Source organism: Psychrobacter pocilloporae, from assembly GCF_029872915.1.
Taxonomy (GTDB): domain Bacteria; phylum Pseudomonadota; class Gammaproteobacteria; order Pseudomonadales; family Moraxellaceae; genus Psychrobacter; species Psychrobacter pacificensis.
This window is the reverse complement of record NZ_PGFT01000001.1, coordinates 2573109-2586691: the sequence shown is the minus strand read 5'-3', so window position 1 is coordinate 2586691 and position 13583 is coordinate 2573109. Positions and strand designations below refer to the sequence as shown.

General features: G+C 44.5%; 10 protein-coding genes. 5 read left to right on the top strand and 5 right to left on the bottom strand.

What is annotated here, in order from left to right; translation table 11 throughout:
• Positions 1 to 210: 210 nt before the first annotated feature.
• The 5 genes from CUR83_RS11025 to gmk all read right to left on the bottom strand — a co-directional run bounded on the left by CUR83_RS11025 (position 211) and on the right by gmk (position 6771).
• Positions 211 to 2499: a primosomal protein N' gene (locus tag CUR83_RS11025; protein ID WP_284719651.1), complete on the bottom strand. Its 2289-nt coding sequence runs from the start codon at positions 2497 to 2499 to the stop codon at positions 211 to 213.
• Between the two features lie 136 nt (positions 2500 to 2635).
• On the bottom strand, positions 2636 to 3016 hold the full coding sequence (locus CUR83_RS11020; protein ID WP_093071156.1) for a RidA family protein: 381 nt from the start codon (positions 3014 to 3016) through the stop codon (positions 2636 to 2638).
• Positions 3017 to 3160: 144 nt separating this feature from the next.
• Positions 3161 to 5359 carry a RelA/SpoT family protein gene (locus CUR83_RS11015; protein ID WP_093071154.1) on the bottom strand — a complete coding sequence of 733 codons (2199 nt, stop codon included), beginning with the start codon at positions 5357 to 5359 and terminating at the stop codon, positions 3161 to 3163.
• Between the two features lie 350 nt (positions 5360 to 5709).
• Positions 5710 to 5970, bottom strand: coding sequence for a DNA-directed RNA polymerase subunit omega (gene rpoZ, locus CUR83_RS11010; protein WP_071003070.1), 261 nt, complete (start codon positions 5968 to 5970; stop codon positions 5710 to 5712).
• Between the two features lie 174 nt (positions 5971 to 6144).
• Positions 6145 to 6771 (bottom strand): guanylate kinase, encoded by a 627-nt coding sequence (gene gmk / locus CUR83_RS11005; RefSeq protein WP_071003072.1) that lies wholly within the window; start codon positions 6769 to 6771, stop codon positions 6145 to 6147.
• Between the two features lie 353 nt (positions 6772 to 7124).
• Here gmk and ispH point away from each other — a divergent pair, with 353 nt between their 5' ends.
• From ispH to CUR83_RS10980, 5 genes are all read left to right on the top strand, one after another.
• Positions 7125 to 8081: a 4-hydroxy-3-methylbut-2-enyl diphosphate reductase gene (gene ispH, locus CUR83_RS11000; protein ID WP_058024602.1), complete on the top strand. Its 957-nt coding sequence runs from the start codon at positions 7125 to 7127 to the stop codon at positions 8079 to 8081.
• A 69-nt stretch (positions 8082 to 8150) separates the two neighbouring features.
• Positions 8151 to 8399: a hypothetical protein gene (locus tag CUR83_RS10995; protein WP_212564224.1), complete on the top strand. Its 249-nt coding sequence runs from the start codon at positions 8151 to 8153 to the stop codon at positions 8397 to 8399.
• Positions 8400 to 8462: 63 nt separating this feature from the next.
• On the top strand, positions 8463 to 9278 hold the full coding sequence (locus tag CUR83_RS10990) for a thioesterase family protein (RefSeq protein WP_212564225.1): 816 nt from the start codon (positions 8463 to 8465) through the stop codon (positions 9276 to 9278).
• 462 nt (positions 9279 to 9740) lie between these two features.
• Positions 9741 to 11702, top strand: a complete 1962-nt coding sequence (gene htpG / locus CUR83_RS10985; RefSeq protein WP_284719650.1) for a molecular chaperone HtpG — start codon at positions 9741 to 9743, stop codon at positions 11700 to 11702.
• A 317-nt stretch (positions 11703 to 12019) separates the two neighbouring features.
• Positions 12020 to 13501, top strand: a complete 1482-nt coding sequence (locus tag CUR83_RS10980; protein WP_212564227.1) for a C13 family peptidase — start codon at positions 12020 to 12022, stop codon at positions 13499 to 13501.
• The last annotated feature ends 82 nt before the right edge of the window (positions 13502 to 13583 follow it).

The following is a 13583-nucleotide window of genomic DNA, read 5'->3' as shown; positions in this document are numbered from 1 at the left end:
CTCAAGTCAGCTAATAGCGAGGTTTAGTAAACAATATCCATTGTGGTTCAGGTAGCAGGAGGTTTTTGGATACATACCACCTGATAGTGGTTATAAATCTAACATAGCCACGCCTGAGAAGCTGTAACGACGAAGTAAAAATCATTAGGAGGCACAAATCACAAAAATTACAACACTATATAGAACACCGACGAATGATAAGTGTCGGTTTTACCAACCAATGGGGTCGATATCTAAGGTTAGCTTGAGATATTTAGCACTTGGTAAGGCAAGTACGGGCTGCCACCATTGGTTCAATACATGATGTAAGTGCGCACGATCTTTGGCTAAGAGTAGTAGCTGCGCATGATAGCGGCTGTTCTTTTTACTCATCGGAGCGTCAATAGGACCAAGAACCGCAAGATGGTGCGCACTGGGTAAGTGAGCAATGGCATCTTTGAGCGCTTGAGTGGTGGCTGCCAGCGTCTTGCCCTCACAGCGTATCAGTGCGGCATAACTGTGAGGCGGTAAGCCCATCATTTTACGCTCTTGCAATAGCTCGCGGGCAAACGATAAATAACCATCTTTGACCAGTTTTAACAGTAACTCATTGTCAGGCTGTAGGGTCTGGATCAACACGCGACCCGCTTTGTCACCTCGACCCGCACGGCCAGCTACTTGTATCATGAGCTGCGCTGTATGCTCAGGTGAGCGAAAGTCTGCTGATAAAAATCCGCGATCGGCATTGGGTAAGCAGACCAGCGTGACATTAGGGAAATGATGACCTTTAGCCACCATTTGTGTACCAACTAATATCGCAGGATCGCCTTGATTGATTTGCTGATAAATGTTCTCCCAGCTGTCTTTGCGCCTGGTGGTATCACGGTCAATTTGAATAATCGGATAAATCACTTTGCTGGTTTGGGGATTGGCAAAGATTGCATGCAGGTTTTCGCTGAGCCTTGTCGTACCCATGCCTTTGGCATCTAGGTTTTGACTGCCACAATCAGGGCATACTGTAGGAATGTATGCCTGCCAATCGCAATGGTGGCATTTTAAATAAGAGCTACCTGAATAGCCGCTGCGCTGCGCCAGACTGTTATAGTGAACGGTCAAATGAGCATCACAGCGGGGACAATCTGCCTGCCAACCGCAAGCCTCACACAATAAAACAGGCGCATAGCCACGACGATTCAAAAATACCAGGACTTGATCACCGGCATCTAACGTTTGCTTAATTGCCCCAATCATTGAGTCTGTCAGCCCCGTGTCATAGCGATCGCCATTATCTTGTGTTTGTTGGTGAGTGCTTTGCAGGCGCGCATCAATCAGTTGCATGGTTGCAGGCTTGGCATTGCCGGGACGAGTCAGTAGTTGATACTCTATCAGCTTGCCGTCTTCGACCAGTTTCAGATGCTCAAGAGAAGGCGTTGCCGTACCTAATATGACTGGTATGTTGTGCTGTAGGCCGCGATAGAGTGCGACATCAGCCGCATGATAACGCAGTGTGTCTTGCTGTTTGTACGAGCCATCATGCGCCTCATCAACGACTATCAATCCCAATGCTGCAAATGGATAGAGCACTGCTGAGCGCGTACCGATGATAATTTGTGCATGACCGGTGCGGCAGTCTTGCCAGCCTTGCAAACGATGGGTATCAGTCAAGCCGGAATGCAGCAAAACAATATGAGCGGCAAATCGACTAGCAAAGCGTGCACGTGTCTGCGGTGTGAGACCAATTTCTGGCACCAAGATCAGCACTTGTTTGCCTGCTTCTAGTACCGCCTGCATCGCTTGTAAGTAGACTTCAGTTTTGCCGCTACCAGTAATACCATTTAATAAAAAGCCAGTATAGATTTCAGATTTATGCGCAGCAACGATGGCATCAACGGCAAGTTTCTGCTCATCATTGAGATCAAGCGGCATTTTTGCCAATTTCACGGGAGAAGGGGATTGCTTGGTTTGGATATAGCGCTCGATTAGACCTTTGTCTTCGAGCGTTTTTAAAAATGCTCGCTGCATCCCTTCTAATAGCAAAACATCTTCACTAGCACCGCGCTCACCATGTAGCTTTAGCATGTCAAACTGCTGCTTTTGCTTTTTTGCATTGGCACGAAAATCATCATCAGTGATATGTGGCAATATTCGCCAATGAGTAATTAGCAGATCTAGTGGCTTACCTTGGCGGACAAGGCTTGGCAGGATGACGACTAAGACATCACCGAGTGGATAATGATAGTAACGCGCCAGCCAATAAGCCAGCTTGAGCATGCTGGGATCCAAAATAGGGTCAGCGTCCAAACATTTATTAATCGGTTTGATTTTATTGACGGGTACACTGCTTTCATCTTCAGAAACATGAGCAATCACGATACCAATTAAGGTTTGGCGACCAAATGAAACCTCAACGCGACTTCCAATTGACGGCATCAGACGGTCTGGCGAAGCAAGCATATCCGCCGGTAAGCTATAGTCAAACACCCGATAAAGGGGTACGGGCAGCGCAACTTGTACCAACATAAACGGCTTCGCAGTCTTATCAGATTAATATTGATGTGAAATGAAGAAAAAGAGGCAGAGTCCAATAAGCTTAGCATGATGCTAAGCTTATGATAGATTGACTGTTATAGGAGTATCTAAAAAAATTACTATCAGTTTAGTCAATATATAAGATAGATTCGATTTCGACCACGCCACCTTTAGGTAGGGCTGCGACTTGTACGGCAGCACGAGCAGGATATGGCTCGCTTAGGTTCGCCACAAATACTTCGTTTAAAACCGCAAAGTCACTTAAATCAGTCAAAGATACATTAAATTTAACCACGTCGTTGATGCTACCACCAGCCGCTTCACAGATCGCTTTAATGTTTTCGAACACTTGCTCAGCCTGTGCTTTAAAACCTTCTCTTAATTCCATGGTTTCAGGGTCAAAACCAAGCTGACCTGAAATATAAACGGTGTTGCCAACTTTTACGGCTTGTGAGTAAGTGCCTACAGCTGCGGGAGCTTTATCTGTTTGGATTGTTTGACGAGCCATATTGTGTCCTTTTCGTATTTTATTCGTTGGTCTGCTGCTCACTGACAAGCAACAGTGCCTATTATTGTTTTAGAGGTTGTCAAAACCTCAGCGCGATGCGTTCAAATCTGACTAGACAAAGAGTTTGCTAGACAGGCAGGGTTATTATAATTGATATAGCCGTATGATGTTAGGGAAGCCGAGTAATGAACGCAGCTCACGAATGCCTTGAGCTAAGTGATTGCGACTGCGTACGATGATATGGATGATAGTATCACTATTACGCACGTCAACGGTCTCAACCCCCATATGCAGCTGGCGCAGATGATAAATCACTTTACTGATTTGCTCATCGCTAAGCGCAATAGACAGCTTTAAGTAAGCAGGAAAACGTATTTTGCCGCTATTTTTTATATCATGCTCGTCTGTTTCACCTTGTTTTACAGCGTTATCACTACGCCAACGCAGTTGAATCACCTGATAGGGATTGTCTTTACGAATGTCGTCAAGCGAAAAGCATTTGTGTCGATGAACGACCAAGCCGTGCCGAGATAAGTGCCCAACGATAGGGTCACCATAGATTGGATGACAGCAGTTAGCAAAATCGAGCTCAACCCCAGAGGCATTGGCGATCAGCTGCTGTGGCTGCGTCATGTCTTCGTTGTGCGCTTTGGCTTGTACGTCACTGACTTCATCGTTAAACAAACGAGTGACTACAAGCTGTGGCAGTAGTGTACCGGAGCTTATTTGTTCGAATAGGGCGTTTTTTTCAGTCACACCGCGCCATTCAGTCAGATCTTTCCAATCATCCTCTGTTAGGTCATCGAGCGTTTTTTGATAGGTTTTAAGGGCACGATCTAACGCTTGACGACCATGATGCTGCTTGTCAGCGGTAGATAAGTCTTTGAACCAACGTAATATCTCTTCACGCGCTTTGTTGGTCACCACAAATCCTAACCATTCTGCTTTTGGTTCTGAGTGACTGTTTATCTCAATTTCAACGGACTGTCCGTTTTTTACCACGGTACCGAGTTTTGCTGCTTTATTATCGATATTGGCACCGACAGCGACGTTACCAACCATAGGCCCGACTGCGTAAGCAAAGTCTAATGCCGTTGCCCCTTGTGGTAGCTCATAGGCACGACCTTGCGGGCTATAACAAATAATCTTACTCGAATGCAAATAATCCATCAGCTCATTAATAGTCGAGACCGCTGCCGAAAAGTTAGGACTATTCTCATTTAAGTTGTCTTCATCGACCAAGTCTTTCATGTTACGCAGTGACGCTTGGATAACTGATTGACTGACTTCAGAGGCGTGCTCTGCACCGATAACGCCGAGCCTTGCAGCACTTTGCATTTGCTTGGTCAAAATAGTCACTTTTACGACATCGTTGTCGCGCTCATAAATGAGCGTGAGTGATTGATTGCCACCTGGTAACGGCCTGCGAATATTATCAGCAATGTGCGTATCATCAATTTGATACTTTTTAATAAGATAATACGCCAACTTGTCACAAGCTTCGATATTATCGAGGACAATCTCAAATGCATAGTGACGTAGCAGCGTGTTAATTTCTCCGCGATTGCGGAAAAACTGACGGTAAATGACCACGCGGTTGTCTAATACTTTGACCAGTCCGTTGAGCCCCAAATTATTAAGCACGATACTCAGATAACGATGAATGGCTTCTCTTTGGAAATTACGCCCAAGTCCATGCTGTAGCAGCTTGTCAGATATCTTGTTGTACATATCAGAATCAAGGTTACGATAACACAGCACCTCAATATAATCGGCGATATCATTAAGCCCCATCAAGCGTGCAAATGGCACATAAAAATCTAACGTTTCTTGTGCTGTCGTACGTTGTTTTTCAGGGCGCACGGCATCAAGCGTGGACATGTTATGCAGGCGGTCCGCAAGCTTAATGATAAGTACCCGTGGATCTGCGAGTGTGGCGGTCAAAATTTTGTGAAAGGTCGCGGCTTTGTTTTGCTGCTTATTGTGAGAGGAGGATTTTAGCTTCGTCACACCATCGACCAGCCTAGCCACTATCTTGCCGTAACGCTGCTCGAGCTGCTCGTCACTCACGTCGGTGTCTTCGACCGTATCATGCAAAATCGCTGCAATAATGGTATCTCGATCTAAGCGAAAGCCCGCCAGTATCTCAGCCACTGCGATAGGGTGAGTGATATAAGGTTCCCCTGATTTACGCTTGTCTTTAATGTGCGCAATATCACCGAACTCACAGGCATCAACAATGTCACGGCGCTCAGCAGCAGTGAGATAACCGACTGAACGCAGCAAGTTATATTGAGCGTCATCGACGAGATGATGACTGAGTTTGGGTAGGGTTTGACTCATAAATGACGATCCTATTGTCCATGACTGACTTGATTATGGATTGAAGTAAGCAGTGAATGGTGACTGAATATTGACCAACCATACGAAACTTAAGTAGGGATAGGCCATTCTCTAATTAATCGCAAATCGCATTCAATGTCAACTGATAAGCGAGTAGGCGATGAAAAAATTTGACTCAGTGGGCTATTTTGATAGATAAATGGCTATCAAAACAGCAAATACAATACAGTTACAACCAAAAAACCACAGCCTATGCTGTGGTTTTTGTTATCAATAAAGTTATGTTTATCTTATAAAGCCATTATCAGCTTCAAAGACTTGGCAAAACAAACCTTATCAAAAATAGCTTTTTAGAAGCTATGATCGCCTGACAATGCTAAATCTAATGAGCTCGTTGCAAAGTTATGCTCTGGTTGATTTAGAATGTCGCGGGTGATTTTTCCAGCGGCAATTTCACGTAACGCCAATACTGTAGGCTTGTCATTATCGACATCAACCAACGGCTCGGCAATACCTTTGGCCAATTGACGGGCGCGTTTGCTTGCGGCCAAAATTAGCTCAAAGCGATTATCAACATTATCCAAACAATCTTCAATCGTTACTCGTGCCATAAATAGCTACCTCGGTTGTTTTTATTAGCCACGGACCTTGCCCGCCACTCAATAAAAATAATATCAAATACATAAAAGGGGATAGCTAAATATTATAGCATTTTTTGCCAAGTCGCGTAGTTGCTTTTTATATCTACTTGTTAGATAAGCACCTGACGAGCATTGTAGCCTAGTTTACTCTTCTACTTGCTTATTTAGCAAGTTGCTAATCGTGCGATGATAACGCTGCTGCTGACGGCTAAGGGTTTGTCTATCCGCCACGATAATCGCTTTTAGCTCAGCTAAGGCTACATCAAAATTATCATTGATCACGACATAGTCAGCATTTACGTATTGTGCCATTTCGGTGACCGCGCCAGCTAGACGGCGCTCTATCACTTCTACAGAATCCTGCGCACGGGTTGAGAGACGTTGGCGCAATGTAGCAATGCTGGGTGGTAGAATAAAAATCATAATGGCATCGGCAAAGATTTCTCTGATTTGCGTCGCCCCTTGCCAGTCAATCTCCAAGATAACGTCAATCCCCGCTGCTAGTTGGGTGCGTACGCTTTTCTCTGACGTGCCATAATAGTTACCAAATACTTCTGCATGCTCTAAAAATAGACCCGCATTGATACCATTGGTAAAACTATCAGTATCTGTGAAATGATAGTGCTGACCATCAATCTCGCCTGGGCGCGGGGTGCGAGTCGTATGTGAGATACTGACCGTTAAGTCGTTGGTCGTAGCAAGTAATTGCTTAACCAGTGAGGTCTTGCCCGTACCTGAGGCGGCAGTAACAATAAATAATGAACCTGTCATACAATTTATCCTAATGGAATATGTGCTAGTAAAATGCGTCTTAGTAACAGACTAAAAGACGATTCAGTCAGTGGTAGAGACTGGAAAAAAGAAAAAACGCCATCATGTATGGCGATAGAAATCATCGTAGTTGCGTCATTATAAACTGCTTTTATATGAGATAAAGTGGGTTTTGCAATATGTAGCTAGCATGTTGATGTTTGCACCTGACATATTGCAATGAGTGCGCTGCTATTTTTGAGGGCAATAAAATCAAATTATGCTAAAGTAGAGCATTGATTTTGCCCCAACTTTTGAATCAAAGCTTTTATACATAAGCTTTAGATATAAATTATCCGACGATAGGCCTTTTTATGCAAATTTATCTTGCCAATCCCCGTGGGTTTTGTGCTGGTGTGGACCGTGCGATTGCGATTGTTAATGAAGCACTAATACGTTTTGAGCCACCCATCTATGTCCGTCATGAAGTTGTACATAATAAATTTGTGGTGTCGGATTTGGCAAATCGGGGCGCGGTATTCGTCGAAGAGCTTCACGAAGTACCGGATGGGTCTGTGGTGATTTTCTCTGCTCACGGCGTCTCTAAAGCAGTCGAAGATGAAGCTGGTCGCCGTGATATTACCGTATTTGATGCCACTTGCCCTTTGGTCACTAAAGTACACATTGAAGTGGCAAAATTTGCACAAGACGGTATGGATGCCGTGTTGATAGGACATGCCGGACATCCAGAAGTAGAAGGCACGATGGGTCGATTCAATGCAAAAAACGGTGGGCAAATCCATTTAGTGGAAGACGAAGCTGATGTTGCTGCTCTCACTGTGGAAAATGCCGAACGCTTGGCTTTTGTGACTCAAACAACCCTATCGATGGATGATACGGCTCGTGTTATCGATGCACTGCGTGAAAAGTTCCCTAGTATTCAAGGTCCCCGTAAAGACGACATCTGTTATGCCACCCAAAACCGCCAAGATGCGGTAAAAGATTTGGCCAGTCGTTGCGAAGTCGTTTTAGTCGTCGGCTCGCCAAACTCTTCAAACTCTAATCGTCTGCGCGAGCTAGCAGAGCGTATGAATTGCCGTGCATATTTAATTGATAACGCTAGTGAGATGGATAAGCGTTGGTTGGATGGTGTGCAGAGTATCGGCGTGACCGCTGGCGCATCTGCGCCTGAAGTGCTGATCCAAGAAGTGTTACAACAGTTGCAGGACTGGGGGGGCGATCTGCCTAGTGAGCTATCTGGTATTGAAGAAAACGTAACGTTTAGTCTGCCGAAAGCCTTGCGGATTCCTGTCACCCAAGTTGGTAAGTAATCAAGTTGGTAAGTAATTAGGACACGCCCTCGTATTTGTATGAATCATCATTTATATGGATAAGCTCGCATGAAAGAACCAAAAGCCAGATTTGTATTGGCAGAAGCCACGCTCGCTGAAGTGAATAAGCAACTGAGACTCAATATGCTTGTCATGGTGGCAGTGGTCTTTGTACTGTTTATGAATATCATGAAGTTTATGGTAGAAAAAAGCGTTCTTTACGCTGTACTCGCAGTCATAATGATTTGCTTACTGTTCTTCATACAAAAAGCTCGCGGTATTCTCATACTAAGAAAACAAGAGCTTACCCATAAATAGAAAATACAAGCATAAATAAAAAATACAGGTGAAAATGCCAAATATAGGAAATAGAGAATAGTTATGACTGCTTATTACAAATTTATTAAACGCGAACAGCCAGAAGACGGAGTTAGTCTGGCGCATTACCAGCCAACCAAGCATGCACAAGGCGCTTGGAATGAGCACGAACAGCATATGGCCCCAGCGACAGGACTGCTTATGGCTGAATTAAACAATTATGCGCCGCAAGCCAATATGCGTATCGCTCGTATCAGCCTTGACATTTTAGGATTGATACCGCTGGACGATTTTACCGTCACCACTCGCTGTATTCGACCGGGCAAGACCATTGAATTGATTGAAGCGGTTATGAGTAGCCGTGGCCGTGATGCCATCATTGCTCGAGCGTGGCGTCTGATGACGCAAGATACCAGTGAGATTGCCGGACTTGAAGATCAACCAGCAAAATACAAACCTGAAGAGTTGCCCGTTTGGGAAGACATGAAAGGCTGGCCGGGCGGGTTTATTGAAAGTGTGCGTTTGGTGGCCGCTCCAGATCGCCGAGAAGGTCGCGGCATGGTTTGGATAACCAACGATGTCGAGATGGTAGAGGGCGTACCCACTGATGATATGGTGCATCTGCTGGGCATGGTCGATACGGCCAATGGTGTTGTACCAAGATTGGGTCTTGGGTTGTCTAAGTTAGAGTGGATGTTCCCTAATACAGACCTGCAAATCCATATGCACCGTGTCCCTAAAGGTCGCTGGCTCGGTATTGAAGCCGTACAACAATATGGCGATGATGGTATTGGGTTGACCAGTGCAGTATTGCACGATATATACGGGCCGTTCGGTCGTAGCGAACAGATTCTCACCATTCGCCCGATGCCACGTTAAAAGAGAAAGAATCAACTGTCTAGTAATTTTGGAAAACGAAACGATATGTTGTAATCAATTAATTATACAAATATTGGAGAAATGGTTTTAATAGTAGCTAATAAGACGATATTACCAACCAGATGATATCAATCGACATAGAGGTTACTATGAAAGCATATACTCAATTTTCCAAAAAACTGACGACTATTTGGGAGTTATTAATAGAGGCTTATTCAGAATAGTGGTTAGCTTTTGTTCTTGCGCTAAAAAATGACTGATACCAGAACGCCGCCTTGATAAACAAGCGCGGTGTTTTTTATTGAATAGGGCTTTTGAGCTTGAATTTTTTCTCAATGACCCTATTAGTATAGACAGTTTAACGGTATCACATACGGCAGGGTCTCTAACATTATGAGAGCGGCCTTAGTGAGTATATCGTTATCTGATAATAGGTCTTTCATAGAATTTAAAGGAGTTTTTATGAGTGAAGCAACTCAAGCTGAAGGTCTGAATCCAGAATTAAAAAAACATACGTTTGAAGCAGAAGTGGCGCAGTTGCTGCATTTGGTCACGCATTCACTATATTCTAACGCTGATATTTTTGTCCGTGAGCTCGTCTCTAACGCGTCGGATGCTTGCGATAAGCTGCGCTTTGAAGCCACCAATGATGATAGCCTTTATGAAGACGATGGCGAATTAAAAATCCGTATCGCCGTCGATGAAGACGCCAAAACTATTACCTTTACTGATAACGGTATTGGGATGAATGAAACCGATGCCATCGAAAACTTAGGTACCATCGCCAAATCAGGCACCAAAGCCTTTTTGGATAAATTGTCTGAATCACAAAAACAAGACGGACAATTAATTGGTCAATTCGGTGTTGGTTTTTACTCAGGTTTTATCGTGGCTGACACCATCAGCGTTGAATCACGTAAAGCGGGTGAGCCTGCTGATAAAGGCGTGCGCTGGGTATCAGATGGCACTGGTAGCTTTACGGTTGAGCCTATTACCAAAGACACGCGCGGTACCGCGATCACTTTGCACCTAAAAGAAGAATATAGCGAGGGCGAAGATAACTACCTAGACCGAAGCAAGATCAAGCGCTTGGTCAATAAATACTCTGACCATATCAGTCTGCCGATTCAAATGCGTAAAGAGATCTGGCAAGAAGATGTCGTCGATGACGAAAATGATGACACGCCTACTGGTGGCGAAATGGTGCTCACTGATGAGTGGGAAACCATCAATAAAGCCAGTGCGCTATGGACACGCTCAAGCTCTGAAATCGACGATGATGAGTATGTCGATTTTTATAAAAACATCACTTATGACATGGACGCGCCGCTTACGTGGACGCACAACCGTGTCGAGGGCCGCGTACAGTATACCCAGCTTTTATATATCCCTAAAAAAGCCCCGATGGATCTATACACTCGCGAGCAGCAGCACGGTCTAAAGCTTTATGTAAAGCGCGTCTTTATTATGGATGATGCTGAGCAGCTATTACCGATGTACTTACGCTTTGTGAAAGGGGTGATCGATTCTGCTGACTTACCACTGAACGTGAGCCGCGAGCTACTACAAGAGTCACGTGATGTAAAATCTATCCGTGATGGTAACGCGCGCCGTATCTTGACTTTGCTGGCAAGCCTTGCCAATAGCGAAGACAGCGATAAGCAAGAAAAATTTGCGCAGTTCTATGCAGAGTTTGGCGATGTCATCAAAGAAGGTCTGGGCGAAGATGCCGGCAATAAAGAACGTATTGCTAAGCTATTACGTTATGCAACCAGCACGCAAGACGGTCTTGAGACCAGTTTTGAAGATTACAAAGCTCGTATGAAAGAAGGGCAAAAAGCGATCTATTATCTAACGGCTGATAACTTAGCCGCGGCAAAAAACAGCCCGCAGCTCGAGCTATTCAAGAAAAAAGGTATCGAAGTTATTTTGATGACCAGCCGTGTCGATGAATGGGCAATGAATTTCTTGACCTCATTCGATGAGACACCGCTACAAAACATCGCAAAAGGCGCGGTAGATTTGGGTGACTTGCAGGATGAAGCCGAAAAAGCCGAAGCCGAAAAAGCTGAAGAAACTCTAAAGCCTGTCGTTGATAAGCTCAAAACTGCACTTGGTGAGCGTGCTAAAGATGTCAAAGTCTCGACGCGTTTGGTTGATAGCCCTGCGTGCTTGGTTGTTGGTGAAGGTGAGTTATCGCCACAAATGATTCAGATGCTGCAGCAAATGGGTCAAGATGTACCAGCGAGTAAGCCAACACTAGAGGTCAATCCAGATCATCCGCTGATTAAAAAGCTTGAGAGCAGTGAGCAATTTGACGACTTGGCGCAAGTGATTTTTGATCAAGCATTGTTAGCAGATGGCGGTCAGTTAGAGGATCCAGCCGCTTATCTAAAACGCGTTAATGAGCTATTGATGAGATAATGTCTGGTAATTGATGTAAAAGGAGGTCTTGTCTGCAAGGCCTCCTTTTTTATTGAGGTTTATGGTTATATTTGAATGAATTTTACAAATCATCCTTATCCTCTTGACCGACAATCCGTTACAATCGCGATAGATTAGCGAGCTAAACTATTGGTTAATGCTAGTCATCTTCGATAAACATTCCATCGTGAATTCAATATAAATAGATGTCTACAGCCGTGAAAAAATCGTAAGTCGATTACATCAAGCGGCGACGACATCATGATAGTTATCATTGGGTCATTTTATTTTTCTCGACTGGCTAGAGGTCTAAGTCTTTGTCACTTACGTCGTTAAAAACCGTATCGCTCCAGCGTTTTTCGCTTAATTTCGCTGCCAATATTATCGCAACTTTGTGGATGTTGGTGGGTTCAACTCGGGCGTTTTCTTGGGTAAAGCCCACCTTTATACAGTTTGCTGTATTTGCCTTATTGGCACTTGGTAGTAACGTCCTATTTTCGTGGTTGGCGGCTGAAAGTGGTAGTATATTCAATGAGCAGGGGCTGGTCAGTTATTTGATCTGGCCGATGATTATTTTATTAAGCGGTATTATTTTGGCACGGCGAGCCAGCAATCAGACACTGGTTTTTGTGCCCGTCGTTCTTTGGTTGGTTGCTGATACCTTATCTGCATTATTGCAGAGCTTGGTACAGTTTTTTGGTAGCTATGGCTGGTTACCTGAGTGGAGTTACTCGTTTTTACCCATACTATTTTTGGTATTGTTTTTATGGCAGACGCTTGCTTTGCTATGGATTTTTTCTCGTCGCCTGCGCATACCATGGTGGGAGCGAATTATTATCCTAGTTGGTGCTGTGGCATTGTTGACGATCTGGCAGCGCAATGTCGCTGATCAGCCTATCTTTAAGCAAATTCCAGTAGAGCCTGTGTTGGAAGAGGCGGCACTATATGAGCAGCCCCGTTTATTACAGCAAGCATTAAATAGTATAGACCCAAGTATCGATGGCAAAACCGACTGGTACTTTATGGGTGTGGCAGGGTTCTCTAGTCAAAACGTCTTTCGTTCTGAGATCAATAAAGTACGTGAGCTGTTTGATGTGCGTTTTGGGACCAGCGGGCACTCGTTGTCTTTGATTAACAATACGTATAGTTGGATGGACGAGCCAATTGCGACCAAAACCAGCATCCTACGCGGCTTAAAGAAGATCGGTCAGCAGATGAATGCTGATGAAGATGTGTTGTTTTTGACGTTGTCTTCACATGGTAACGAGGATATCGTTCAGTTAGCGAATCCGCCAATCGCGATGGACAATCTAGATGCTGCATGGCTTCGTGAAGCACTGGACGCCTCGGGTATTCGCTGGCGTGTGATTGTGGTGTCTGCTTGTTATTCGGGATCATTCATCGATGAACTAGCGTCTCCGACCACAGTGGTGATAACGGCATCAGCCGCTGACAAAGCATCTTTTGGTTGTACCAATACGGCTGAGATGACGTATTTTGGTCAAGCATTTTTTGCTGAAAGCTTGAGAGGGAATACCAGTTTTGAGTTGGCTTTTAAGGATGCTCGTATACGTGTCAATGAGCGTGAGAGCGCAATGGGGTTTGAGCCATCAGAGCCGCAGATGGTAATCGGCAGTTTGATGGAAACCGCCTTACCTGCATTTGAGCAAGTGCTGTTTGATAAAGCGCGACCTTCAGTTGCAAGTCTTACGAATAATACTGCTTCTACGACCGTCAATGCTTTACCTGAAACTACTGCTAATCTATCGGTAGGCGAAGTAGATGCAGCTGCCGAATAAATATGAGAAATGATCTAGTAACTGGCAAATGCTAGTATCAAATAACGAGCACTTATTAAACGCCATCGTTGGTTTTTTGAAT

Excerpts from the sequence above, each read along its gene's own strand:
- htpG (WP_284719650.1), top strand. The coding sequence starts at position 9,741 with ATGAGTGAAGCAACTCAAGCTGAAGGTCTGAATCCAGAATTAAAAAAA.
- CUR83_RS10995 (WP_212564224.1), top strand. The coding sequence starts at position 8,151 with ATGAAAGAACCAAAAGCCAGATTTGTATTGGCAGAAGCCACGCTCGCT.
- ispH (WP_058024602.1), top strand. The coding sequence starts at position 7,125 with ATGCAAATTTATCTTGCCAATCCCCGTGGGTTTTGTGCTGGTGTGGAC.
- CUR83_RS11020 (WP_093071156.1), bottom strand. The coding sequence starts at position 3,016 with ATGGCTCGTCAAACAATCCAAACAGATAAAGCTCCCGCAGCTGTAGGC.
- CUR83_RS10990 (WP_212564225.1), top strand. The coding sequence starts at position 8,463 with ATGACTGCTTATTACAAATTTATTAAACGCGAACAGCCAGAAGACGGA.
- CUR83_RS11025 (WP_284719651.1), bottom strand. The coding sequence starts at position 2,499 with ATGTTGGTACAAGTTGCGCTGCCCGTACCCCTTTATCGGGTGTTTGAC.
- rpoZ (WP_071003070.1), bottom strand. The coding sequence starts at position 5,970 with ATGGCACGAGTAACGATTGAAGATTGTTTGGATAATGTTGATAATCGC.
- CUR83_RS11015 (WP_093071154.1), bottom strand. The coding sequence starts at position 5,359 with ATGAGTCAAACCCTACCCAAACTCAGTCATCATCTCGTCGATGACGCT.
- gmk (WP_071003072.1), bottom strand. The coding sequence starts at position 6,771 with ATGACAGGTTCATTATTTATTGTTACTGCCGCCTCAGGTACGGGCAAG.